This window comes from Exiguobacterium sp. s16, from assembly GCF_018618115.1.
Classification (GTDB): domain Bacteria; phylum Bacillota; class Bacilli; order Exiguobacteriales; family Exiguobacteriaceae; genus Exiguobacterium; species Exiguobacterium mexicanum_A.
Genome location: NZ_JACSLM010000004.1, coordinates 121,307 through 144,078 on the forward strand (window position 1 = coordinate 121,307; position 22,772 = coordinate 144,078).

The 22,772-nt window shown below is 55.7% G+C and carries 20 protein-coding genes; 7 read left to right on the forward strand and 13 right to left on the reverse strand.

What is annotated here, in order from left to right:
• The 7 genes from KNP86_RS09525 to pulA all read right to left on the reverse strand — a co-directional run bounded on the left by KNP86_RS09525 (position 1) and on the right by pulA (position 9,937).
• A complete protein-coding gene (locus KNP86_RS09525; protein ID WP_214754020.1) occupies positions 1-918 on the reverse strand; it encodes a DUF5996 family protein in 918 nt (305 codons plus the stop codon).
• A 106-nt stretch (positions 919-1,024) separates the two neighbouring features.
• Positions 1,025-1,348: a thioredoxin family protein gene (locus KNP86_RS09530; protein WP_214710921.1), complete on the reverse strand. Its 324-nt coding sequence runs from the start codon at positions 1,346-1,348 to the stop codon at positions 1,025-1,027.
• A gap of 20 nt (positions 1,349-1,368) precedes the next feature.
• Positions 1,369-2,220, reverse strand: coding sequence for a DegV family protein (locus KNP86_RS09535; protein ID WP_214754022.1), 852 nt, complete (start codon positions 2,218-2,220; stop codon positions 1,369-1,371).
• A gap of 133 nt (positions 2,221-2,353) precedes the next feature.
• A complete protein-coding gene (locus KNP86_RS09540) occupies positions 2,354-2,770 on the reverse strand; it encodes an RDD family protein (protein WP_251130483.1) in 417 nt (138 codons plus the stop codon).
• 18 nt (positions 2,771-2,788) lie between these two features.
• On the reverse strand, positions 2,789-3,862 hold the full coding sequence (locus KNP86_RS09545) for a nitric oxide synthase oxygenase (RefSeq protein ID WP_214754026.1): 1,074 nt from the start codon (positions 3,860-3,862) through the stop codon (positions 2,789-2,791).
• Positions 3,863-3,966: 104 nt separating this feature from the next.
• Positions 3,967-6,819: an EAL domain-containing protein gene (locus tag KNP86_RS09550; RefSeq protein ID WP_214754028.1), complete on the reverse strand. Its 2,853-nt coding sequence runs from the start codon at positions 6,817-6,819 to the stop codon at positions 3,967-3,969.
• 196 nt (positions 6,820-7,015) lie between these two features.
• Positions 7,016-9,937 (reverse strand): type I pullulanase, encoded by a 2,922-nt coding sequence (pulA, locus tag KNP86_RS09555; RefSeq protein WP_251130484.1) that lies wholly within the window; start codon positions 9,935-9,937, stop codon positions 7,016-7,018.
• A gap of 214 nt (positions 9,938-10,151) precedes the next feature.
• Between pulA and KNP86_RS09560 the strand changes: the two genes are divergently transcribed.
• Positions 10,152-11,282, forward strand: a complete 1,131-nt coding sequence (locus KNP86_RS09560) for a GGDEF domain-containing protein (RefSeq protein ID WP_214754030.1) — start codon at positions 10,152-10,154, stop codon at positions 11,280-11,282.
• A 181-nt stretch (positions 11,283-11,463) separates the two neighbouring features.
• Here the strand turns inward: KNP86_RS09560 and KNP86_RS09565 are convergent, their stop codons facing one another.
• Positions 11,464-13,122 (reverse strand): FAD-dependent oxidoreductase, encoded by a 1,659-nt coding sequence (locus tag KNP86_RS09565; RefSeq protein ID WP_214754032.1) that lies wholly within the window; start codon positions 13,120-13,122, stop codon positions 11,464-11,466.
• A 226-nt stretch (positions 13,123-13,348) separates the two neighbouring features.
• On the opposite strand from KNP86_RS09565, the gene KNP86_RS09570 reads away from it, so the two are divergent.
• Positions 13,349-14,482, forward strand: coding sequence for an RNA-guided endonuclease TnpB family protein (locus tag KNP86_RS09570; RefSeq protein ID WP_214754034.1), 1,134 nt, complete (start codon positions 13,349-13,351; stop codon positions 14,480-14,482).
• A 77-nt stretch (positions 14,483-14,559) separates the two neighbouring features.
• On the opposite strand, the gene KNP86_RS09575 is transcribed toward KNP86_RS09570, so the two are convergent.
• The 5 genes from KNP86_RS09575 to KNP86_RS09595 are packed head-to-tail and all read right to left on the reverse strand — an operon-like array spanning position 14,560 to position 18,611.
• Positions 14,560-15,843 (reverse strand): arsenic transporter, encoded by a 1,284-nt coding sequence (locus KNP86_RS09575; RefSeq protein WP_214754036.1) that lies wholly within the window; start codon positions 15,841-15,843, stop codon positions 14,560-14,562.
• Between the two features lie 30 nt (positions 15,844-15,873).
• Positions 15,874-16,152, reverse strand: a complete 279-nt coding sequence (locus tag KNP86_RS09580) for a Fe-S cluster assembly protein HesB (protein WP_214754038.1) — start codon at positions 16,150-16,152, stop codon at positions 15,874-15,876.
• On the reverse strand, positions 16,149-17,909 hold the full coding sequence (arsA, locus tag KNP86_RS09585) for an arsenical pump-driving ATPase (protein WP_214754040.1): 1,761 nt from the start codon (positions 17,907-17,909) through the stop codon (positions 16,149-16,151). The genes KNP86_RS09580 and arsA overlap by 4 nt, the downstream gene beginning before the upstream one ends.
• Before the next feature lie 11 nt (positions 17,910-17,920).
• Positions 17,921-18,280: an arsenite efflux transporter metallochaperone ArsD gene (gene arsD / locus KNP86_RS09590; RefSeq protein WP_214754042.1), complete on the reverse strand. Its 360-nt coding sequence runs from the start codon at positions 18,278-18,280 to the stop codon at positions 17,921-17,923.
• Between the two features lie 13 nt (positions 18,281-18,293).
• Positions 18,294-18,611, reverse strand: a complete 318-nt coding sequence (locus KNP86_RS09595; RefSeq protein ID WP_052090154.1) for an ArsR/SmtB family transcription factor — start codon at positions 18,609-18,611, stop codon at positions 18,294-18,296.
• 224 nt (positions 18,612-18,835) lie between these two features.
• On the opposite strand from KNP86_RS09595, the gene KNP86_RS09600 reads away from it, so the two are divergent.
• The 5 genes from KNP86_RS09600 (at position 18,836) to KNP86_RS09620 (ending at position 22,754) form a co-directional block, all read left to right on the forward strand.
• Positions 18,836-20,317 (forward strand): SulP family inorganic anion transporter, encoded by a 1,482-nt coding sequence (locus KNP86_RS09600; protein ID WP_214754044.1) that lies wholly within the window; start codon positions 18,836-18,838, stop codon positions 20,315-20,317.
• Between the two features lie 109 nt (positions 20,318-20,426).
• A complete protein-coding gene (locus KNP86_RS09605; protein ID WP_034778808.1) occupies positions 20,427-20,840 on the forward strand; it encodes a universal stress protein in 414 nt (137 codons plus the stop codon).
• A 107-nt stretch (positions 20,841-20,947) separates the two neighbouring features.
• Positions 20,948-21,151 carry a PLD nuclease N-terminal domain-containing protein gene (locus KNP86_RS09610; RefSeq protein ID WP_082665716.1) on the forward strand — a complete coding sequence of 68 codons (204 nt, stop codon included), beginning with the start codon at positions 20,948-20,950 and terminating at the stop codon, positions 21,149-21,151.
• Complete coding sequence (locus KNP86_RS09615) at positions 21,148-21,996, forward strand: ABC transporter ATP-binding protein (protein WP_214754046.1); 849 nt, start codon at positions 21,148-21,150, stop codon at positions 21,994-21,996. Before KNP86_RS09610 ends, KNP86_RS09615 begins: the two co-directional genes overlap by 4 nt.
• Positions 21,996-22,754 carry an ABC transporter permease gene (locus tag KNP86_RS09620; protein WP_214754048.1) on the forward strand — a complete coding sequence of 253 codons (759 nt, stop codon included), beginning with the start codon at positions 21,996-21,998 and terminating at the stop codon, positions 22,752-22,754. Before KNP86_RS09615 ends, KNP86_RS09620 begins: the two co-directional genes overlap by 1 nt.
• The last annotated feature ends 18 nt before the right edge of the window (positions 22,755-22,772 follow it).

The window sequence follows — 22,772 nt, forward strand, 5'->3', positions numbered from 1 at the left end:
TCACAGACTTTCGTCTGTGGGCTCTTGTTTTGGTTGCGCCGGCATGTCGAGCGGCAAGAAATAATGTGCGCGCCCTTCCCACCCGAGTTGATCACTCAACAGGTCGAACGACGTCCGGAAGAAGGCTTGGATGTCATCTGCCCGACTCACGTGCTCAATCGACAAAAAACATTCGCTCATCTTGGCGTCGTAGTAGGCGTCCACAGGTTGAAGCCGCTCCGAGCCGAGGTCGGTGTATTGAAACGGATACGGCAAGATGAAGAACGTCGGCACGTCGACGGACTCGTCGCCGAGCCAAAAGCCGAACTCGATCATGTGCTCGTCGAACGCCGCCTTCTCGATTACCTTGTCCTCGGGGAACGGCTCGAATTTTCCGTAGACGATGAGCGATGACACGTCGAACGTGCCCCAAAACAAGGCCGGCTTCACTTTCCGGCATCGGAGCGGGGCGAGAAACGCCGCTTGTTCCCGCGCCGCGTACTGGAACAGGCGCACCCCTTTCAGGGCCGTCGATGTGTCATAGGCGAGCGGGGTCTCATCGCGGTCGAGCCACCTGATGTCGTGCATCTCTTGCGATTTCGGGTTAATGGTGACGGTGATGCCGGATGCATGGAGTGCGTCGACCATCGCCTCATAATAGGACTTGATTGGCTTCCCGTCCGTCAGCGGAATCACGGTCGTAGCGGTTTCGACCTGCACCGTGATGACCGAGGCCGCGACGTCGACGTCGATCTCGAACAACGTCCCCCCGCTCCAGAGCGGTCCCGTCGAAAATCCATTCACGGTGAGCGGTAACGTGACGTGGGCCCATTGCGGCTCTTGCGGGGCGAGACCGAGTTTGATTTTGCCTAGAATTTGCGACACGAGATGGAGCGTGAGCTTCGTGTCCGCCCATTCGGAGTGGCGTATGATTTCCATCAGCGTTTCCTCATTTCTTCATTCGAACAAGTGACGCAGCTACTCTCCTGATTCCCTGTCCTCGACGCAAACAACCAAAAAAATCCACAGACGAGTGTCTGTGGATTCAACCGCGCATCTCTTGGAGACGCTCGAGTTGATGGGTCAGCTCGCCGATGGGGACGAACCGGGCCCGGCGGAGCGTCTCTCTGCCGTCGAGGAAAAACAGGACGACCGGGACGGTGAAAATCGAGTAGGCACCGGCGATCTCCGGCACCTGATCCGAATCGATGGCGACCGCCTCGATATCGGGGAACTCCGTCAACATCTCCTCGACTTGCGGTTTGAGCGAGTGGCAGACGCTACAGGTCGGATGCGAGACGTAGACGAGCAATTGGTCTGTATTCGCGATCCGGTCGTGTAACGCCGAAAGTGTGGTGACAGCTTCCATCGAACTCCCTCCTTTTTTGATTACGCGTCGAGCCAAAGCACCCCGACCGTCTCAAAGCCGGCGTGGACCGCAATCGATGGGCAGAAGCGCGTCTTGACGACTTCAATGTCTGGCAATTTCGCCTGGATGAGCGCGACGAGATTGTCTTGCATTTCCGGAGCGAGTGCCGTCTGGACGAAGACACGGTTGTGGTGAATCCCGTTCGCGGCGTGGCGGCGTTCAAGCTCGGTTACCATCTCGGCGTACGCTTTTTTGAGCGACCGTGCTTTTTTGAACGGGATGACTTTTCCGGTCTCATCGAGCGTGATGATCGGTTTGATGTTCAAGATGTTAGCAAGGAACATCTCACCAGACGAGACGCGACCGCCGCGGCGCATCGTTTCCATGTTCCCGATAATCATGAAGAAGTTCTTCTTGTCGCGCCACGCTTCGAGCAAGGCAACGATCTCTTCGGCTGATTTGCCTTCGGCCTCGGCGGCGAGCCCGAGTCGGACGAGCTCTTGCTGCGCTTCGAGCGCCGCGTGCGAGTCGACCGTGTATACTTTGAAGCCGGCTGCTTCGGCCGCTGCGCTCGAGTTTTTCACCGTCGAGCTCAACCCGTTCGAACAGTGGACGGCGATGGCACAGTCGTACCCCTCCTCTTTCAAGCGCTCATAGCGCGCGATGAAGTCGCCAAAAATCGGTTGCGACGTCTTCGCCTCTTTCTTTTGGTCGATCATATAGCGGTGCAAGTCCTCGAGTGACAAATCGACTTCGCTATAGCCGCTACCGTCGACGATCAATTGAATCGGAACGATATCGACACCGAGCCGGGCCGCCTCTTCCTTCGAGAAATTGGCCATGCTGTCGGTAATCCATGCGATTTTGGTCATAACAAAAATCCTCCATTGGTCGTTCAATTTTTTCCTAATTCATTATACCTCATTTTTCGGATTCGTTCCTTTTTGACTGATTTGGCCGAAAAAAGACAGCGAGACTCATCGTCGCACTGTCTTCGGCTTCGACTCATCGTGTCGAAATCAACTTCGTATGGGCAAACTCGTCATGCGGCAACTCCGTCTCTTTTCCTGCCTTGATCTGTTGGAGCGCCTTCAAGAGCGGCAGCCCAAGCGTCGCCGGATAGACAACGTCTTTATAAAGCGTTCGCTTCACGACTTGCTCGAGCGAGAGCGGGCGTCCGTCTCGGCTCACGACTTTGATGCCGACGACTTGGTCGCCGATCGTCTGCCCATTTTTGTTGAGCAAGAAATACACTTCTCCGGCGATCGTCACGAGCGTCGGCAAGTAATACCGTTTCACATCTTTTCCGGGAAACAGCTTCTTCCGAATCATCTTCTCGACGAGTTTCGCCGGCGTTTGAAAAATGAATTGATCGATTTGACTGGCAACGGCGCGTTTCCAAATTGGGACTGCCACGTTCATCATCCTCTCGTTTCGGGTCTAGCCTTTTGATTCCTCTTTTGACTTCGCTTGAAACGCAGAAAACGGACAACCCGAGCGGGCGAACAAGTTCGGCGTCACAATTTCGTCATTGTAGTGGCGATGGAACACGTGCGTCGCGGCCGGTGACATGGGCGGGATGAGCCATCCCCATTGCCCGGTCACCTCACGACCTGCGTCCTGTTCGTTCTTCTCGAACCGTTTGAACTGCTTCGCCGCCGTATGGTGATCGACGATCGTCACCCCGGCCCGCTCGAACGACTGTAGGACGGCGACGTTCAACTCGACGAGGGCCCGGTCGCGCCAAAGCGTCCGCTCTTTCGATGTATCGAGCCCGAGCGACGTGCCGACGAGGGGCAATAAATTATAGCGGTCCGTATCGGCCAAGTTGCGCGCCCCAATCTCGGTTTCCATATACCAGCCGTTGAACGGGACCGACGTGAAGCGCAAGCCGCCGATTTCGAGCTCCATATCGGCGATGGCCGGGACGGCGTGCCATTTGACCGTTCGTCCGTCGAATAAGTCGTACGCCTCGTGTCGAATCTCGACTTCGAGCACCGCATCGTCCGGCAGTTCATAGAGCTGGACCTCACGTCCGTCGGTGATGAGAAGCGGCAGGACGTCAAACGCGGTCCCGGCCCCGACCCAGCCGAGCCGTTCGGCTTGCCTCGTGATGGACAGCGAGAGCGGGTCACCAACGATCCCATCTTCCGTCTCATATGCCGCATAGCGGATGAGTTGCGCGTTCAGCAAACGGAACTCGTTCGGGAGCACGGTCATCGTCGAACGGATTTTCCCGTCGTTCGTCGCGTAGCGCAGATGGCCGACGAGCGCCTCAAACACCTCGTCGAACGTCGTCACGCCCCGGGCGTCCCGGACAGTGAGCGTCTGCCAAAACAGCCGGCCGATGCATCGGTTCGAGTTGCGCCAGGCGAGTTTCGCACCTTCCATCAACTCGTCTGTCGTGAGCGTGTACGTCCCGGTCTGCTCCAGCTCGACGGCGATCGCCTCGAGCCGATCTGTATAATCGCCTTCTAGTTGTGAGAAAAAGTGTCGGATTGCCTGCATGTCCATGTTGTCGATCTCCTCTATGTAGTCTGTCCCTCTCATCTTAGAGAAAATCGCTACGGGTTTCTAGTTTTAGCGTACAGAGAAAGCGAGCCGGTGTCGGCTCGCCTTCAGTCTGTCTGATCGATCAAGTCTTTCGCTTTTTGAATCGTGAACCCTCGCGGTTTTTCGCTCTCTAAAGCGGTCAATCGCTTCTCGAGTTCGACCGTCTGTTCATACGACGCCTCATATTGGTAAAGCCCGTTGGCGAGCTCGGTCAGCCGCGTCACTTGAATCGGTAGCGGTGCCATCCCGTCATCTAACAAGATGACGAGGCTCAGGTCACTGTCGACCGGCAGGCGGATTGACGCGTAAAAGGCAATCGTCTTGAAGCCGCGCCGCATGATGACGATCGGTGATGTGCCGACCGCGACGTCTTGGTCGCGCAGGCGTGTGATCGTGATACCGGCGTGAATCAAGCGGCTCGAGGACGGAATTGTCTCGACATATTCCTCGATCGGGGTCAGCGTGCCCGCCTCGAGCGCCTGTTCGAACTCCGGCTCTTTGAGCGGACGGCTGAAAATGAATCCTTGGATGACGTGGCAGCCGAACTCGCGGAGGCGGAGCAAGTCGTCCATCATCTCGACGCCTTCGACGACGACGTTCATCCCAAACTCCTCGGCGATGAGGAGCAGGCTCCGAATGATGCCTTGGGCCTTTCGGCTTTGGTTGACGTTATGGGCGAACACCCGGTCGATTTTAATCGTCTGAGCGCTATACGCCTGCAAATAGGCAAGCGACGAGTACCCTTTCCCGAAATCGTCGAAGGCGATCGGGATGCCGAGGTCGTTCAATCGTTCGAACGCTTGTGTGATCTGTTGGGCGTCTTCTAATAGCGACGTCTCCGAGATCTCGACCTCGAGATAGCTTGCCGGGATGTGATAACGGGAGAGCGTGTCTTCGAGCACATGTTCGAAATGTTCTTGGTACAAGTATTTGGCCGATACGTTGATCGAGATCGGCACTTTCTTCGGAAGCGTCATCAAATACCGGCACACTTCTTCAATCAACCAGTTCGTCAGTTCGAGGTGCAGGCTGCTCTCCTCGGCGAGCGGGATGAACTCGGCCGGCGAGATCGAGCCCCACGTCGGATGCGTCCACCGCATGAGCGCCTCGGCCCCGACGATCTGCCCCGTCCATGCGTTCACTTTCGGCTGATACATCAAATAAAATTCTTTGTTTTGAAGGGCACCGCGCATATCCCGCAACAGTTCATACCGCTTCAACGATTCGATGTCCATTTGTGACGAGTACAGTTCCAGTTGGGCCCCGATTTTCTTATCGGCCCGGTTCATGGCGATACAGGCGTGCTTAATCAATTCGCTCGCCTGTGTGCCATCCTCCGGATATCGGCTCACCCCGATCGAGATACGAGCGAACAAGTCGTACACATCGACGCGGAAACGGTGGGTCGAGAGTGTGCCGAGCTTCTTGCCGAGCGCGAGCACTTCCGGGTCTTCCAAGCGCCGTGGCAACACGATGAGCACGTTATCCGCATCGAGATGTCCAAGGAGCGCGTCTTTCGGCAAGAGACGAATCAATTGGTTCACCGTCGCGACACGCCACTCGTCGCCAAGTTCGTAACCGAACGTATGGTTGATCTCCGCGATCCGGTTGAACGACAGCGAGAACAACGTGAACGGATTGCGCTTCCGAGTCAAATGATACACCGATTCGGTGATCGATTCGCGATTCGGCATGTTCGTGATCGGGTCGAGCGAGGCGAGACGCCAAATCTCTTCTTGCTGCTCTTTCAACTGCGTGATGTCTTTGACGAGCGTCCGGAATCCGACGACATGGCCGCCTTCAGAAAAAATGGGTTCCCGATTCTCTTCAATCCATTTGACGTTCCCTTTGGCGAAAATACGGTACGAGAACGTCGACGGTTTGCCGCTCAGCGTCACTTCCCGCGCCTGCTTGATTTTCGGGACGTCGTCCGGGACGACGACTTTTTGCCAATAGTCCGGATGGGCATTGAATTGATCTTCCGTATAACCAAAGATGAGCGAGAAGCCCGGCGTCAAAAACTTGAATTGCTTCGATTCGAAATAGCGCTCAAAAATGACCGAGTCGACGATTTCACACAACTGCCTCACTTTCGATCGTTCCTTCGTCAGTTCTTCTTCGGCTGTGACCAAGTTCGTCACGTCGAACATCGCCCAGGTGACGGCTTTTCGGTCTTTCGAGACACCGACCTTCACAATCAACTCCAAATACTGTTTCATCTTCGGGTTGAAGGCGCGCAGTTGTGTCTCATACTCGAATTGCGAGTGATCGTGAAGCAACGTCTCGATCGCCGCCGCGAACGCGCCCCGGTCGTCCTCATGAATCAGGTTTCGGAAGTCCTCCCGCTTCATGTCGGCGAGCTGTCGCTTCGTCAAACCGAGCAGGTTCCCAGTCTGCGGGGAATGATAGAACGTCCCGGTGTCGAGGTCGAGCTCGATCAAAATGAGCCCAGGGATTCGCTCGAACAGCACCCGGCTCACTTTCATCCGATTGTAGCGTTCCCGCAACTCCGTCTGCGTCGTCAAATCTTTGACGACCCCGTAAAGGCCCGTGATGACCCGTCCGGTATAGAGTGGCGTGTTCGTGATCGACAGATGAATCGAGCGTCCGTCCGCATTACGCGCTTGCAATTCGTAATGCACCGTCTCACCTTGGAGCGACCGCTGATGGAATGCTTGGACCCGTTCACTTTCGGCCTTCGGCAGCCAAGAAGCCGGATGGACGAACCGCTCTTCTTCCCCGTTGAACAGAAGCGACAGTTTTTCATTTGAGTCGACGAGTCTCAAGTCACAGTCTAGGACGTAGACGGCGTCCGGATACTGATCGAGCAGCAACGGGTCGATATTGATCCGTTCCCCACGTTCCAATTGTTCAACGTTTGATTCCAATGCATGCTTCCATTGTCGGAAGAAGCCCATTTCCACCACTCCCCGGTGTGACGAACGTCACACGAATATCGTATTATCTTGATTATATAAGATGAGGCCAGACGGATACGCTTCTGTTTTTGAAAATAAGGGGAACAATCTCTCTTTTGTACATATTTTCAAATTAATGTCATTATTTTAAGCGCTAAAAAAGACCACGCACTCGATTGAGCCGTGGTCTCCCGTTTTAGCGTTGTTTCACGACGACCGAGCCGTAAGCCGGTACATCGATTGAGCCCGAGACGCGTTTAATCGTCTTCGTGCCCGCTTGTTTGCCATCGACGATGAGGTTCCATTGCCCGCTCGGCAATTTCACTTTGACCGTCTTGGCGTTGGCGTTGTGCGTGATGAACAAGTCTTTCTTCTGGCCTGGCGCTTTGTCATCGATCGAGTAGCTGATGACGTTCGCTTCGGCTTTGTAGAATTTCAAGTTTTTCTTCACGTCCACCGCTTTCGTCATGCGAAGACCTGGGTTGTCTTTACGCATCTCGATCAAGCCTTTCATGTACTGGACGTCCGCCTTGCGGTCAGCGGCCCGTTTCCAGTCCATTTGGTTGATGCGATCCGGTGATTTGTACGAGTTGTGGTCGCCTTCTTTCGTGCGCATGAACTCTTGACCGGCATGGATGAACGTCGTTCCTTGGCTCGTCAAGAGAATGCTCGACGCGAGACGATGCATCTTCGTGCGGTCCGCTTCCGACGTTTCTGGGTTCGTGAGTTCGAGCTTGTCCCAGAGCGTATGGTTGTCGTGCGCTTCGACGTATGTGATCGCTTGCGTCGGTTCTTTCGTGAAGCCTTTGATATCGGCGCTATAGTCGATTTCGCCGACGATTCCCGTCTTGATGCGGTTCTCAAGGCCGGCTTTACCATTGATGAAGCCGTTGTCCGTGTCGACGAAGACACTGCCTTTCAAGCCGTCGCGGATGTTGTCGTTGAAGTGTGCGACGCCTGGCATCTTATACGCGTTCTTTTGGTTCGCTTTCTTCGCCGGGTCGAGTGGCGTGCTGAGGTCCCATCCTTCGCCGAAGACGAGGATGGATGGATCCACTTTGTTCAACGCCGAACGGACTTGGTTCATCGTCTTGACGTCATGGATGCCCATGAGGTCGAAACGGAACCCGTCCCAATGGTATTCTTTTGCCCAATAGACGACCGAGTCGACGATGAGCTTCTGCATCATCTTGCGTTCCGACGCGGTGTCGTTGCCGACGCCCGTTCCGTTCGCGAAGTCGCCGCCTTCAGTGTAACGATAGTAGTATCCTGGGACGATCTTGTGCAAGTTCGACGCCTGCGCATCGAACATGTGGTTATAGACGACGTCCATGACGGCGCGCAAGTTGTTGTCATGGAGCCCTTGGATCATTTGTTTCATCTCGCGAATCCGGACTTTGGCGTCATACGGGTTCGTCGAGTATGAGCCTTCCGGCGCGTTATAGTTTTTCGGGTCATAGCCCCAGTTATACGATGCATCCGGTTTCGTCTCATCGACCGAGGCCGTGTTGTAGTCGTATACCGGAATGAACTGGACGTGCGTGACGCCGAGGTCTTTCATATGGTCGAGGCCTGTCTTCGTCGCTGTCTTCTTGCCGTTGACGAGGAGACGTGTCCCCGGCTCGACGACGCCGAGATATTTGCCTTTGTTGGTGATGCCTGAGTCATACTTGTCTGACGTGACGTCAAAGATCGACAAGTCGCGGACGTGCGTCTCATAGATGATGGCATCTGTCCGTTTCGCCAATTTCGGTTTCATCGAGTTCCAACGTTTCGGCTTCGTCTCGTTCAAGTCGACGACGACCCCTTGGTCCCCGTTCACACCGACCGCCGTCGCGTACGGGTCGACCGCGCGGACGCTGCCTGACGCGTGCTTGACGTTGTACGTGTAGCCAATGCCATCCAAGTCGCCGCGTACTTCAGCGACCCACGTGCCGCGCTCGCCACGCTTCATCGAAATCGTCTTCTTCAAGTCTTTATCTGAAGCAGGACGCGTTTTCGGCATGTTCCATAGTTCGAGCTTGACGTCTTGAGCCGTCGGGGCCCACAGGACGAACTGTGATTTTGAGTGCTTGTACGTCACGCCGAGCTTGCCGTCATAGGCGTACTTCGCATCGAACTCCGGTGAACGGAGGACGTCGCCCGCTTGGAGCACTTTCTCTCCGAACGTCGGATGTTTCGCCGTGATGACCGCCGCCAAGTCGATATCGGCACTGAAACGGACCGTGACCGATTTGTCGCCTGATTTCTCAACCGACTCGACCGTCGCACCTTCGACCGTCAATTCGCTCAAGAACTTCTCATCGATGACGCGGTTGAGCGTGAGCTCCGCTTGACGGAACGTGTCCGCTTCGAATGAGACGATTTTCGGTGAGCGATCAATCTCTGGTTCTGAGTAGTAGATCGTCGAATCGCCTTCGACGAGCCAAATCTCTTTCGCTGTACTGAGCGCGAACCGATCTTCCCCATCTTTTTCGGCCCATTCCCCTTTTTTCGTGACGAGCCCGATGAGTTTCTTCGCGTCCGGGTTCGCGAACTTCACGTTCGCCACGCCACCGTATGCGTCCGTCTCATCGAAGTTGATGCTTTGCCCGTCGCCACCGTCTGGCCATGTCCAAAGACCCCAGTCGGTATATGTATTGTCGTAACGGAAGTAATGAACTTTCATATCCACGTCCGTTGCTGCCGTCTCCCCATCCGGGTTCGACGTATAGATCTTCGAGTCGCCTGACTTGATCCACACTTCGGCAACGCCGTCTTTGATCATATCGCTCGTGATGAAGCGGTCGTTCTCAGACCCTTTATCTTTCTCCCAGTTGTCCGTACGGACGATGAGACCGAGCTTTTCTGGTGAATCGACCGGGAATTCGTAGGCCGCCACCTTTCCGAAGTCGTCCTCGCCGTTGAAGGCGAAGGCTTTATTCGGGAAATAATCTGGGTTATTCGCCCAAAGCCATAAGTTCCAATCCGTTTGATTGTCCGGGGCCTCCTGATAGTGAACGACGACGAGCGTCGATTTGCCTTTATCGAGAGCGGACGATGACATCGGAAACATTGAGAACACTAGTGCAAACGTTAGCACAACTGCCCATGCCTGTTTCCATCGCTTGTTGACCATGTGGGTCCCTCCTTGTAGCATTAATTTAGGAAAACGCTTACACAAAAATTGTAAACGTTTCCTTTTCGGAATTCAATGTTTTTCTAGACAAACACCTAACGCCTTCCACTTTGCGCCATCGGTTGGGAAACCCCCTCTATTTTCCATTTGAAAAACGATTGCATTATTGGCCGATTGGACTGTATATAGAAGTTAGGGGAGGAATTTTAAATATATGTCACTTACGAACCTCATTAACAACTTGATCGCCAACGCCAGTCTGTTGCTGGTCGGCCTCTATATCATCTCGCGCCTCACGAAGCTGGGCGTGACGACGAAGCTCCCGCTCCGGCGTCAAGTCACCATCTCCTTCTTACTTGCCGGGCTGTCGATTGTGATCACCCTCCACGGCGTGTTGTGGAACGCGCAAGCCGACTTTCAATACGGGTTTGTCCCCATCATCATGTCGGCGCTCTACTTCGGCCTGCCGGGTGTACGCATCACATATGTCGCGAGCATTCTCGTTCTGCCGTTCATCTTGACCGAGACGCTTTTGTTGATTGCGTTTCTCGACTACACGCTCGCCGCATCGGTCGCTGTCGCTTTCCTATGGTTCCGCGAACGAATCAAGCCGGCGCGGGACATCCGAATCGTCAATGCGATCAGCCTCGGATTCATCTCGTTGTTCTCATTGTTAAACGTCAGCAATTATAATCAAATCGAAACGTATGTGATGACGCTCCTCGCCTTCATCACCATCGGGTACTCGGCCGGATTCCTGCTCCATATCGTCTACGGGGGCATCCATAAAATCCAACGCTCGGAACGGCTCATCTCGAAATATAAAGAAGCGGCCTTCACCGACGCATTGACCGGACTTGGCAATCGCCGCCGCTTCGAGGAAGAAATGAAGCGCGTCGACGAAGAAGTGATCAATGGAACGCAAGACGTCGCCTTGCTCTTCCTCGACATCGATCATTTCAAATCGATTAACGATACGTACGGCCATGATGCCGGTGATGCCATCTTGATCGAATTAGGCAACCGGTTGACGAAAACCGCCCGGACCGATGACATGGTCTGCCGCAACGGCGGCGAAGAATTCTCGGTTTTATTGGCCGACTGCACGTTGTCGCAAGGGTTCGTCATCGGCAAACGCTATTTGCGGCAAATCGCCGAAACGCCGTTCTTATTGCCAGACGGATCGTTCATTGACGTCACCGTCTCCATCGGCATCGCCAGCACGTCAGAGTCCAAAATCGCCACGTCGAGCCAACTGATCAAAAAAGCCGACGTCGGCTTATATGTCGCCAAACGGAGCGGACGCAACCGACTCGGCAAGTGGAATGAAAAGAAAGCGAACTAACCCCTGATGCGTGGCATCAGGGGTTCATTATAGTTTCTTCCATTCTTCTAACGCCTCTAAGTACCAACGATAGCTCAGCTTGAACGTTTCGTCCTTCTCATGCAACACCCGATAATATCCTGTTCCCCGCACTTCTCAGCACACAAAAAACGACGCCCGAGTGATTCGGACGCCGTCTGTGTTAATTCCCGTACTTTTTAAAGAGTTGATAGTTCTTGTTGCCGCCCGACAAGTTATAGACATCAGTGAACCCGAGGTTACGGAGCACGTTTTGGGCCGCGTTCCCCGTCACACCGCCGTTGCAATAGACGACGGTCGGTTTGGTCTTATCGAGGTCGTTCGATGCCGCACGTAAATCACCGAGCGGGATGTTGACGGCACAGTCAACGCACGCCTTCTCGAACTGCGAGGCTTTGCGTGTATCGATGATTTGCATGTCCTCACCCGCATCAATCCGCTTTTGCAGTTCGGCCGGCGTGATGAGGCGGGCCGCTTTGTCCATACTGTTCGCGAGCACCATGCCCGTGTACATGACCGGGTCTTTCGTCGTCGAGAACGGTGGCGCGTACGCGAGATCGAGATGGAACAAATCATCGACTTTCGCCTTGAACGTAATCGCCGTGACGAACACGTCGATGCGTTTGTCGACACCTTCGAACCCGACGATTTGAACGCCGAGCAATTGGCGTGTCGCCCGGTCACCGATCGCTTTGATCGTCATGTCTTTCCCGCCCATATAGGCCGGCTTATCCGGTTTCGTGTTATGGAGCACTTCGATGTCGTATCCGAGTTCGCGTGCCTCACGTTCCGATAGACCGGTCTGCGCGACCGCTTGGCCGAACACTTTGAAGATGCCCGTCCCGAGGATGCCTCGGTGTTCGAGGTCGCCGCCCGTGATGAGGTCACCGAGAGCGCGCCCCATCTTGTTCGCCGTCGAACCGAGCGGACGCCAAATCGGTTTACCCGTGACGAGCGAGAAGCTTTCGGCGACGTCGCCGGCCGCATAGACGTTCTTCACGTTCGTCTCCATGCGCTCGTTGATGGCGATCGCACCCGTCTCCCCGATCGTCACCCCGATCGCCTTGGCGAGTTCTGTGTTCGGACGGACGCCGACCGACAAGATGACGAGGTCGGTGTCGATCGTCTTGCCGCTCTCTGTGACGACGCGTTCGACGTGACCGTCACCGATGAGTTCCGTCACCGTCTCACCGAGCATGAGCTCGATGCCGTTCTTCTCGAGGTGATCTTCGACCCGGCACGCCATGTCTTTGTCGAGCGGCGGCATCACTTGTGGGAAACGCTCGATGATCGTCACATCGATGCCGCGCAATTTGAGCTGCTCGGCCATCTCGAGGCCGATGAAGCCGGCGCCGATGATCGTCGCGTGCTTCGGATTCGTTGCGTCGACGAAGTTGCGTGTCGCTTCCGCGTTCTGGATGTTACGGATCGGGAACACGTTGTCCGAGTCGACACCCGGGATCGGCGGGATGATGCTCGAGGCGCCTGTCGCGAGGACAAGGCGGTCATAGCTGTCCGTGAACGATTCTCCTGTCTCGAGGTTCTCGACCGTGATCGTCTGTGCGTCGGCATCGATTGCCGTCACGTTATGTCGTGTCATGACGTCAAGTTGATAACGTTTTTTGAAGAACGCCGCGTCACGAGGCGTCAAATCGTCGCGTGACTCGACTTCGCCGCCGACGTAATACGGGATGCCGCAACCTGAGTACGAGATATCGTAATCGCGATCGTAAATCGTTATCTGTGCGTCTTCATTGTTACGACGTGCTTTTGCCGCGACCGACGTACCGGCGGCGACTGAACCGATGATGACCAATTTCATAAAAAACACTCCTTAACTGATTTAGGCGAGAATTCTCCCTCCTCTAAGCGTCTGGGGCGAAGCCCAGCGTAGGTGGGAGATGAATCGCCCGTCCCTTACACCTTCGGCCACCGCTGTGACGAAACGACGAACAAAAGTTCGTGATTCCGTCAGATTTCCTTGCCCCCTCCGCGGGTATCGGAATGGGACGAGCTTCATCCTGGCACCGGGCAAAGGAGGGACGGACATGCTGAAGGGCTATAAATACCGGCTCCACCCGACGGCGGCACAGGCCGAGTTCCTGATCCGGACGATCGGCTGCGCCCGCTTCATCTACAACAAGCTGCTCGAGGACCGCATCGCCATCCACGAGGAGGCGAAGGCGAGCGGCGGGCCGAAGCGGAGGCCGCCGACGCCGGCCTCCTACAAGCCCTTGTTCCCGTTCCTGTGCGAGGCGGACAGCCTCGCGCTCGCGAACGCGAAGCTGCACCTCGACACGGCGTTCGCGAAGTTCTTCGCCGGGACGGCCGGCTTCCCGGTGTTCAAGTCGAGACGGAAGGCGCGCGCCTCCTACACGACGAACAACCAACACGGCACGATCCGCATCGAGGAGGACCGCGTGCGGCTCCCGAAGGTCGGGTTCATCCGGTTCACACAGCATCGCGGCTTCGACGGGGAAATCCGCTCGGCGACCGTATCGATGACGAAGACGGGCAAGTTCTTCGTGTCGCTCCTCATCGAGCAGGCTGACGAGCCATGGGTCCCGGCCGAGCACACGATCGGAATCGACCTCGGTTTGGAACACTTCGCCGTCATGACGAACGACGATCTCGTCACGGAGAAGATTGCGAACCCGCGCAACCTGAGAAAGGCCGAGGCGCGGCTGAAACGAGCGCAGCGCGCCCTCGCCCGCAAGAAACCGGGCAGCAGGAACCGCGAAAAGGCCAGGCTCATCCTCGCGAAGAAGCACGAGCAGGTCAGGAACCGCCGGCACGACTTCCTCCACAAGCTGTCGCGACGCATCGTCGACGAGAACCAAGTCGTCGTGGTCGAGACGCTCCGAACGAGGGAGATGATGCAGGACCGCCGCCTGGCAAAGTCGATCGGGGACGCCGGGTGGGGCGAGTTCGTCCGGCAACTCGAATATAAATGCAGGTTCTATGGACGGACACTGATCAAGGCCGACCCGTGGTTCGCCTCGACCCAGGTCTGTTCGAGCTGCGGCGAGAACGGCGGCAAGAAGGACCTGCATATCCGCGAGTGGACATGCAGCGCATGCGGCGCACACCACGACCGCGACGTCAACGCGAGCCTCAACCTGCTGCGTCTCGCCGACCGGAACACCTCAGGGCAGGGACTCCCCGACGAGCTTGGCAAATAACCGTGGCTGGTCGAAGCACGGTCTTCCCAAGAAGCTCCCACTTCAGGTTGCGAAGCAAGCAAGTGGTGAGTAGTTCACTAAAGTAGTAGGCTGATATATAGTCCGAGCAACGTGATGGCGAGCGTCGGGATCGTCAAGATGATTCCGACTTTAAAGTATTGACCCCAACCGATTTTAAGCCCTTTCGTACGGAGCACATGGAGCCAAAGCAACGTCGCGAGTGACCCGATTGGTGTAATCTTCGGACCAAGGTCGGAACCGATGACGTTCGCATAGATGAGCGCTTCCCGAATCTGACCGGTCGTATTCGTCAAATCGATGGCGAGCGCGTCAATCATGACGGTCGGCATATTGTTCATGACCGATGACAAGATGGCGGCCAAGAAGCCCATCCCGAACGTGGCGCTGAAGGCGTTCACGGCGAACCAGTCGATGAAGTTGGCGAGCACTTGCGTCAGTCCCGCGTTTTGCAGACCGTAGACGACGATATACATCCCGAGCGAGAAGAAGACGATCGCCCATGGCGCCCCGCGTAGGACGGACCGGGTCGGCACGGCCGGTGAACGGTTCGCCATGATGAGGAAGAACAACGAGATGACGCCTGCGACGAGCGAGACCGGGATGCCGATGATGTCACTCGTGAAATATCCGATGACGAGAAGTGCGAGCACGACCCACGACAAACGGAACATTTTATGGTCTTTGATGACCGAGGCCGGATCGACGAGTTTCGATAAATCGTATTGCTTCGGAATGTCCTTTTTGAAATACAAATACAAGACGAGCAAACTTCCGGCTACGGCGAATACGTTGACGAACACCATCCGCGCCGCATATTCGGCGAAACCGATGCCGAAGAAGTCGGCCGAGACGATGTTGACGAGGTTCGAGACGACGAACGGCAGACTCGCTGTATCGGCGATGAACCCGGACGCCATAACGTATGCCAACACGACCGCGTCCGGCAGCTTGAGCGCCCGCACCATGGCGAGCACGATTGGTGTCAAGATGAGAGCCGCTCCGTCGTTGGCGAACAACGCCGCGACGAGCGCACCGAGCAACGTGATATAGACGAACAGCTTCACGCCGCCGCCTTTGGCGATGCGGGCCATATGTAAGGCAGCCCATTCAAAAAATCCGATCTCGTCCAAGATGAGCGAGATGATGATGATGGCGATAAATGTGAACGTCGCGTTCCAAATGATGCCCCACACGGTACCGACGTCGTCCAAATTGACGACCCCGGTGAGTAAGGCGATGACCGCCATCCCCATCGCCGAGTAACCGATGCCGAGGCCTTTCGGTTGCTTGATGATGAGGAAGAGCGTCACCAAAAAAATCAAACTAGCAATCCACTGCACAATGAGTTCCTCCAATAATTCTCTATTTGTTTAGCACGTCTGTTGTAAGCCGCGAAGCACGAGGCTGACGCCGTCTTCTGTCGACTCGACGTCGAGCGTAACGTTCTCCGCCATCGCTTCGGCATCTTTCGCGACGGCGAACGTGAGTCCGTCAAAATCTTTCACATCATCTGTCGTTTCCGGAGCCGCGACGACGAGACCGAGTGTCGGGCCACAGCACCCGGCTTCCGTACAGATGCGAACCGATCTTATTTCCTCTTCAATCAGTGCATCTTTCATAAAATCGATCGCTTCATTCGTAACGTTCATGTAACTTCCTCCTTGAGTAGTTGTGACAGTGCCGGATAACCGACCGGCAGCTGTTCTTGCCATGCGAGTAACGTCGGGCGCGGATAGGCGTTCACACGCTCGAGCCAAGGCGCCTCGCTTGCGACTTTCGCCGTCAGCAGCTTGCTCGTCACGTCGAGCGGTGTGAACGATTGGTTGACGACCCAGGCGAACGGTTGAATCTCAGCCCGTTTTAAGTCAGCGACGAGCCGCTCGGCTTCATACACTGGGGTCGCTTCAGGAAGCGTCGTGATGACGACGTGTGTCTGTTTCGGGTCGCGCAGTTTTGGTAACAGCTCGCGGACCGCTTCCGGGACGACCCCGGTCGACCGTTCGAGTTCGCGGTGATAGCTCTCGGTCGCATCCAAGAGGAGAAGCGTGTGACCCGTCGGCGCCGTATCGATGACGACGAAGCGGTCTTTCGCTTTCGCCACTTGATCGGCGAAGGCGCGGAAGACGGCAATCTCTTCGGTGCACGGCGAGCGCAAGTCCTCTTCGAGCATCATGCGCTGCTCGTCGTTCATTTCCCCCGCTTCCCGGAACACATCCATCCGGTACTTCTCAATCTCAATTTTAGGGTCGATCGCATCGACGGTGAACGTATCCGGGACGTCCAACCCGATCGTAAAGGCGACATGCGCGGCCGGGTCCGTCGTCGTCAAATGGACGGCGTGCCCCCGCTCACTGAGCGCGACGGCGACGAGCGAGGCGAGCGTCGTCTTGCCGACCCCGCCTTTCCCCATCGTCATGATGACGTTTGGTCCGTCCATCTCGATTTCGTCGACGAGACGATCGATGGATCCGTAACGGTTCGTGTCATAACGTGTGTCCGGGACGGCGACCGTCTCTCCGTTCACAAAACGCCGGAGCGCCGGGACACCGACGAGGTTCTCATAGGCATATGGGAGCGTGAACGTCTCGAGGTTCGCGACGCCGTCTGGAAGTTCGCGGAGCGCTTGTTGTTGACGCTCGATGAACCGTTTCGTATAGTGGTCCGTCCCTTCTTCGACTGCGACGATGCCGTTGATGACGAGTTGCATCCGTTCGATCCCGATCGCGTGAAGTTCGGTCGCGGCTCGCGCCGCCTCGACGAGCGTCGACGTCTCGGGACGGGCGACGAGCAACAGCGTCGTTTCCTGGCTGTTGGTGAGCGTCTCGACGGCCCGTTTATACTGCAGTTGCTTGTCAGCCAAACCAGCGAGCGGACCAAGGCAAGACGCACCGGTCGTGTTCGTCTCTAAAAATTCATCCCACGCACTTGGCAACGTCAATAACCGTAACGTGTGACCGGTCGGTGCCGTGTCGAAGATGACGTGATCGTACGTCTCACGTGCCGACTCGGACGTCAACAGCTCGGTGAACTGGTCGAACGCCGCAATCTCGACCGTACAGGCACCGGACAGTTGCTCTTCCATCGACTGGATGGCCACGTCCGGCAACACGCCGCGATAAGGGCCGACCATACGTTCCATGTATTGTTGCGCTGCCTCTTCCGGGTCGAAGTTCGCGATGAACAGACCGGTTTCCGGGACGCGACGCGGTATCTCGTCAAGCCCCATCTCAAACACGTCTTGAAGGTTGCTCGCCGGGTCGGTCGAGACGAGCAAGACACGTTTTCCTCGGTCAGCGAGCGTCAAGGCGAGGCTCGACGCCGTCGATGTTTTGCCGACACCGCCTTTCCCGGTCAAAAATACGTAACGGGTCGGCTCGATTATCGTGAAGTCAAAGCGATTCATCATGACGCGCCTCCTTATTTTTTGAGCGTGATGCGCACTTTCGGTTTCTCGCCGTCTTGCGTGGCGAACGCCTCGACCGGGAGTTCTGTCAATCGGGCGATCTCCTCGTTCGTCATATAGGCACCTCGTTTGACGATTTCACCGTCGACGACCGTGAGCGGAAGCGTCTCGAGGCCGTTCGCGATTTCAGCTTGGACGTGGGCGTTCTCGACGAACCGATTCGGCTCGGAGGCGAGGTTATAACGGGCCACATCAAAGCCGCGTTGTTTCAATACGTAATGGATGGTGGCGATCCGCGTCAGTTCGGGATCGATTGACGGACCACACAGTCCGGTCGGGCAGCACATGGCTGGTTCGAACACTTCAAGTCTCATCGTTGACTCCTCCTTAAATCGCACACTCAGCGTCACAGTCACAACTCGCATCGACCGTCTCGATGTTGTCGAGCAACTCGACGACGATCGCATAGAACGGGCTCGTCTCATTCAACCGATAGTGAATCCACTGCTTGTCGCGGCGTTCTAACAATAGCCCCGCTTGGCGCATCATCTTCAAATGACGGCTGATGGCCGGCTGCGAGATGTCGAAACAGTCGACAAAACTGCAGGCGCACTGCTCTCCTGCCTGCATTTGCTTGAGCATCGTCAAGCGGGTCGGGTCGGCGAGCACTTTGAGCACTTTACTTAAATCATCTACCGTATGCATCGTCATTCTCCTTCTCTGTATAACAAATCCGTTATATAACCTTTACGTTATGAAATTACCATAGTTTTTCATTCGAGGCAATTGTCATTTCAGAAAAAGTTCGGTATGATGAAACACGTTGTGAAACCATGTGTCGGTCGAACGACTTCTTTCATATAATGCGGCGTTTGATCTTCGTGAGACTCGGAGATCAAAGTCAAAAATATATAGAGAGGTGTGTTCTTTTGGAAAAATTGAATACGATTAAACAAGATTGGCTCGGCAACGTCCGGGCTGACGTCCTAGCTGGCTTCGTCGTCGCGCTCGCACTCATCCCTGAGGCGATCGCGTTCTCACTCATCGCGGGAGTCAACCCGATGGTCGGACTGTATGCCTCATTCATCATCGCCATGGTCATCTCGATCGCGGGCGGTCGTCCGGCCATGATTTCGGCCGCGACCGGTGCGATGGCCCTCGTCATCGTCTCGCTCGTCGCAGACCACGGACTCGAGTACTTGCTTGCAGCCGGGATGTTGGCCGGAGTGTTCCAAATCGCGCTCGGCTATTTCGGCATCGCCCGATTGATGAAATTCATCCCGCGCGCCGTCATGGTCGGCTTCGTCAATGCGCTCGCGATTTTGATTTTCCAAGCGCAATTGTCGAACTTTGAAGGCGAGAGCTGGATCATCTGGGCGCTCGTCGCCGGTTCACTCGCCATCATCTTCTTATTCCCGCGTATCACGAAAATGATCCCGGCCCCGCTCGTCGCCATCGTCGTCATGACGGTGCTCGCTATCACGCTCGGTCTCGATACGAAAAACATCGGTGATATGGGAACGATTTCAGCAACGCTACCGGAATTTTTATTCCCGAACGTCCCGTTGACGTTTGACACGTTGATGATCATCCTTCCTTACTCGATCTCCCTCGCATTCGTCGGATTGATTGAATCGCTGTTGACGGCACAAATCGTCGATGACATGACAGGTACGGACTCGAACAAAAATCGTGAGTCGCGCGGTCAAGGGATCGCCAACATCATCGCTGGTTTCTTCGGCGGGATGCCAGGTTGTGCGATGATCGGCCAATCGGTCATCAACGTATCGTCTGGTGCTCGCGGCCGTCTGTCGACGTTCGTCGCCGGACTCGCGTTATTCATCATGATCATGACGATGAGCGATGTATTGATGCTCATCCCGGTCGGCGCTCTCGTCGGTGTCATGTTCTTCGTCTCGTATGCGACGTTTGACTGGGGCTCGCTTAAGGCGATGCGTACCGCTCAAAAATCGGATACGGTCGTCATGCTCGTGACGGTGCTCGTCACGGTCGTCACCCACGATTTGTCACTCGGTGTATTCGCCGGGATTTTGACGGCAGCGATCCTCTTCGCCGCAAAAATCTCGAAAGTCGAACTCGATCGCAGTGTAGACGCCGATCGTGCCCGTTACATCGTGAACGGTCAGCTCTTCTTCGCTTCGACATCTGAGTTCGTCAATCAGTTCGATGTGACCGAAGACGCCGAAGCCGGTGTCAAACACGTCACGATCGACTTCTCGAACACCCATCTTTGGGACGACTCGGCCATCGGTGCCATCGATAAAGTCGTCTTCAAGTATCGCGAAGTCGGGATCGAGCCGGAACTATTGAACTTGAACAAAGATTCAGAGAAACTGCTCAATACGCTCGCGCTTCACTTGAAACAACAAGAAGCAAACGCTGGCCATTGATTTGGTCTCTACGGGAGTGGACATTCGCGTTCACTCCCATTTTTTTATCCATGGCTCTACAAAATCGCATATACTAAAAATAGATTGTGTGAAAGAGGAGGACGTTTCAATGGGAAAGGTATTTTTAGCGGCAGACGGGTCTGCCCACTCGAAGCGGGCGCTTGAGAAAGCGATCCAGCTCGCCAAAGCATCAGACGCATCGATCGACATCGTCCATGTCGTCAGTGCCAAAGAATCGAAAGAAGCCGCGCTCAACTCGACCGGAAAACTCGATCTCGAAGCGAAGCGAAAATTGATGTTACAACCGCTCTTCGATCAAATCGTTGCAGCCGGGCTCGAATATGAATATATCGAACTTCGCGGCGAACCCGACGTCGAGCTCGTCAAATACGCGAACCATCAGCCGTACGAGTACGTCGTCGTCGGTTCACGCGGACTGAACACGTTCCAAGAGTTCGTGCTTGGCAGCGTCAGTCATAAGCTTGCCAAACGCGCTCTCGCCCCGGTCATCATCGTCAAATGATGGTCACCCTTTCTTTGCGGAGAAAGGGCTTTTTTTCTGTTCCATACAGGAAATAAGTACTAGATGTGGAATGGGATAGTGAACTCATTTATGAAGGAGGAACATACTTGGATATTGCCAACGACTCAAATTTATTGCTCATTTTATTGCCGCTCCTCATCCTACAACTCATCTTGCTCGTCGTCGCCTTGATCGATTTACTGAAGCGACAAGAAACGAACGGACCGAAATGGGTGTGGCTTCTCGTCATCCTGTTCATCAACATCCTCGGCCCGATCGTCTACTTCTTATGGGGACGGACGAAGCGATGAACGTCACCAAACTGACGAAACGATTCGGCACGTTCACCGCGCTCGACGACGTCAGCTTCTCGCTCCGACCGGGTTGCACGTCGCTCCTCGGTGAGAACGGGGCCGGAAAGACGACATTGCTCAACATGATCGCCCGCGTGACGACACCGACGTCGGGTCAAATCGTCGGCCACGACGCCATTCGCATCGGTTATTTGCCGCAGCGGCCAGCGCTCTATCCATCGCTCACCCCGGTCGAGACGATCCGTTATGCGGCCGAATTGACCGGGGTAACGGGTGTCGATCCGGTCAATCTGCTGAAACGGGTCGGACTCGAGCCCGTCGATCGGCCAGCAGCGCACTTGTCCGGTGGCATGCGGCAACGGCTCGGCATCGCTCAGGCACTCGTACATGACCCGGAGTTGTTACTGCTCGATGAGCCCGTCTCGGCGCTCGACCCGCGCGGCCGCCGGGAAGTGCTCGATCTCTTAAGCGACTTGAAGCGGGAGCGGATGATTCTCTATTCGACGCACGTGCTCCCTGACGCCGAGGAAGCGAGTGACTGGGTGCTCCTGCTCCGGCAAGGGCGCCTGCTCATGGAAGGGACGGTGACCGATTTGCTCGGTTCGAAGTCCTCGATCCAAGTCCGTCTGTTCAACGACGTCTTGACGGAAGAGGAATGGCGGACGCTCCCCGGTGTCAGTCACGTCACCCGCTCCGGGACGACATGGGAACTGGAGACGGACGCGAAAGACGTGACGGAACGAGCGATGCTGCAGCTGCTGCTGGAGCGCGGTCTAAGACTCCAATCGCTCCATGTCGGGCATCCATCGCTCGAGTCACTCTTTTTGGAGGTGAACGCCTGATGAAACTGGCCATCTTCAAACAAGAGTGGAAAGAGTCATGGCGCAATAAACGGATGATTTGGGTACCGATCGCCTTGATGTTGCTTGCGGCGATGCAACCGCTCACGCTCTATTTCCTCCCGGACATCTTGGCCTCGGGCGGCAACTTGCCGGACGGTGCGGTCATCGAGATCCCGACCCCGTCACCGGAAGAAGTGCTCATGTCGGCGAGCGAACAGTTGCGGCAAATCGGACTGCTCGTCGTCCTCTTGTCCGCCATGCATACGTTCAGCCACGAACGGTCGCTCGGAACGCTCGCCTGGCTCAAATCACTGAAAATCCCAGCCACGCGAATCGTCCTCAGCAAATGGGGACATTACTCGCTACTCGCCGTCGTCGCGATCGGACTTGCCCAACTGAGTGCCGCCTACTACACGATCGTCTTGTTCGATTCGTTCGATGTCACCGACTTCTTGCTCGCGACCGGACTGCTCATGCTCCATTTCGTCGTCCAGCTGTCGATTTTCTTCATGCTTGCGGCGTTGCTCGAGAGCGGACTCGTCGCCCTCGTCATCACGCTCGGTCTCCACTTCATCATGTCGCTCCTCCTCGGCTGGCTCGAATGGGATTGGATGCCATGGCGGCTCGGCTCGTTATCGGCCGAAGTGCTCATGGGCGAGAGCTTACTCGTTTGGCCGATTGTCAGCGGCATCTTATTAATCGCCGCCACGTTGTTCATCGCCTCGAGACGGCTCTTATTCATCAGCCGTTCATCTTGAGTTGCAAGCATCATGTGA

Coding starts and splice junctions, on each gene's coding strand:
- KNP86_RS09525 (WP_214754020.1), bottom strand. CDS start 918: ATGGAAATCATACGCCACTCCGAATGGGCGGACACGAAGCTCACGCTC.
- KNP86_RS09530 (WP_214710921.1), bottom strand. CDS start 1,348: ATGGAAGCTGTCACCACACTTTCGGCGTTACACGACCGGATCGCGAAT.
- KNP86_RS09535 (WP_214754022.1), bottom strand. CDS start 2,220: ATGACCAAAATCGCATGGATTACCGACAGCATGGCCAATTTCTCGAAG.
- KNP86_RS09540 (WP_251130483.1), bottom strand. CDS start 2,770: ATGAACGTGGCAGTCCCAATTTGGAAACGCGCCGTTGCCAGTCAAATC.
- KNP86_RS09545 (WP_214754026.1), bottom strand. CDS start 3,862: ATGGACATGCAGGCAATCCGACACTTTTTCTCACAACTAGAAGGCGAT.
- KNP86_RS09550 (WP_214754028.1), bottom strand. CDS start 6,819: ATGGGCTTCTTCCGACAATGGAAGCATGCATTGGAATCAAACGTTGAA.
- pulA (WP_251130484.1), bottom strand. CDS start 9,937: ATGGTCAACAAGCGATGGAAACAGGCATGGGCAGTTGTGCTAACGTTT.
- KNP86_RS09560 (WP_214754030.1), top strand. CDS start 10,152: ATGTCACTTACGAACCTCATTAACAACTTGATCGCCAACGCCAGTCTG.
- KNP86_RS09565 (WP_214754032.1), bottom strand. CDS start 13,122: ATGAAATTGGTCATCATCGGTTCAGTCGCCGCCGGTACGTCGGTCGCG.
- KNP86_RS09570 (WP_214754034.1), top strand. CDS start 13,349: ATGCTGAAGGGCTATAAATACCGGCTCCACCCGACGGCGGCACAGGCC.
- KNP86_RS09580 (WP_214754038.1), bottom strand. CDS start 16,152: ATGAACGTTACGAATGAAGCGATCGATTTTATGAAAGATGCACTGATT.
- arsA (WP_214754040.1), bottom strand. CDS start 17,909: ATGATGAATCGCTTTGACTTCACGATAATCGAGCCGACCCGTTACGTA.
- arsD (WP_214754042.1), bottom strand. CDS start 18,280: ATGAGACTTGAAGTGTTCGAACCAGCCATGTGCTGCCCGACCGGACTG.
- KNP86_RS09595 (WP_052090154.1), bottom strand. CDS start 18,611: ATGCATACGGTAGATGATTTAAGTAAAGTGCTCAAAGTGCTCGCCGAC.
- KNP86_RS09605 (WP_034778808.1), top strand. CDS start 20,427: ATGGGAAAGGTATTTTTAGCGGCAGACGGGTCTGCCCACTCGAAGCGG.
- KNP86_RS09615 (WP_214754046.1), top strand. CDS start 21,148: ATGAACGTCACCAAACTGACGAAACGATTCGGCACGTTCACCGCGCTC.
- KNP86_RS09620 (WP_214754048.1), top strand. CDS start 21,996: ATGAAACTGGCCATCTTCAAACAAGAGTGGAAAGAGTCATGGCGCAAT.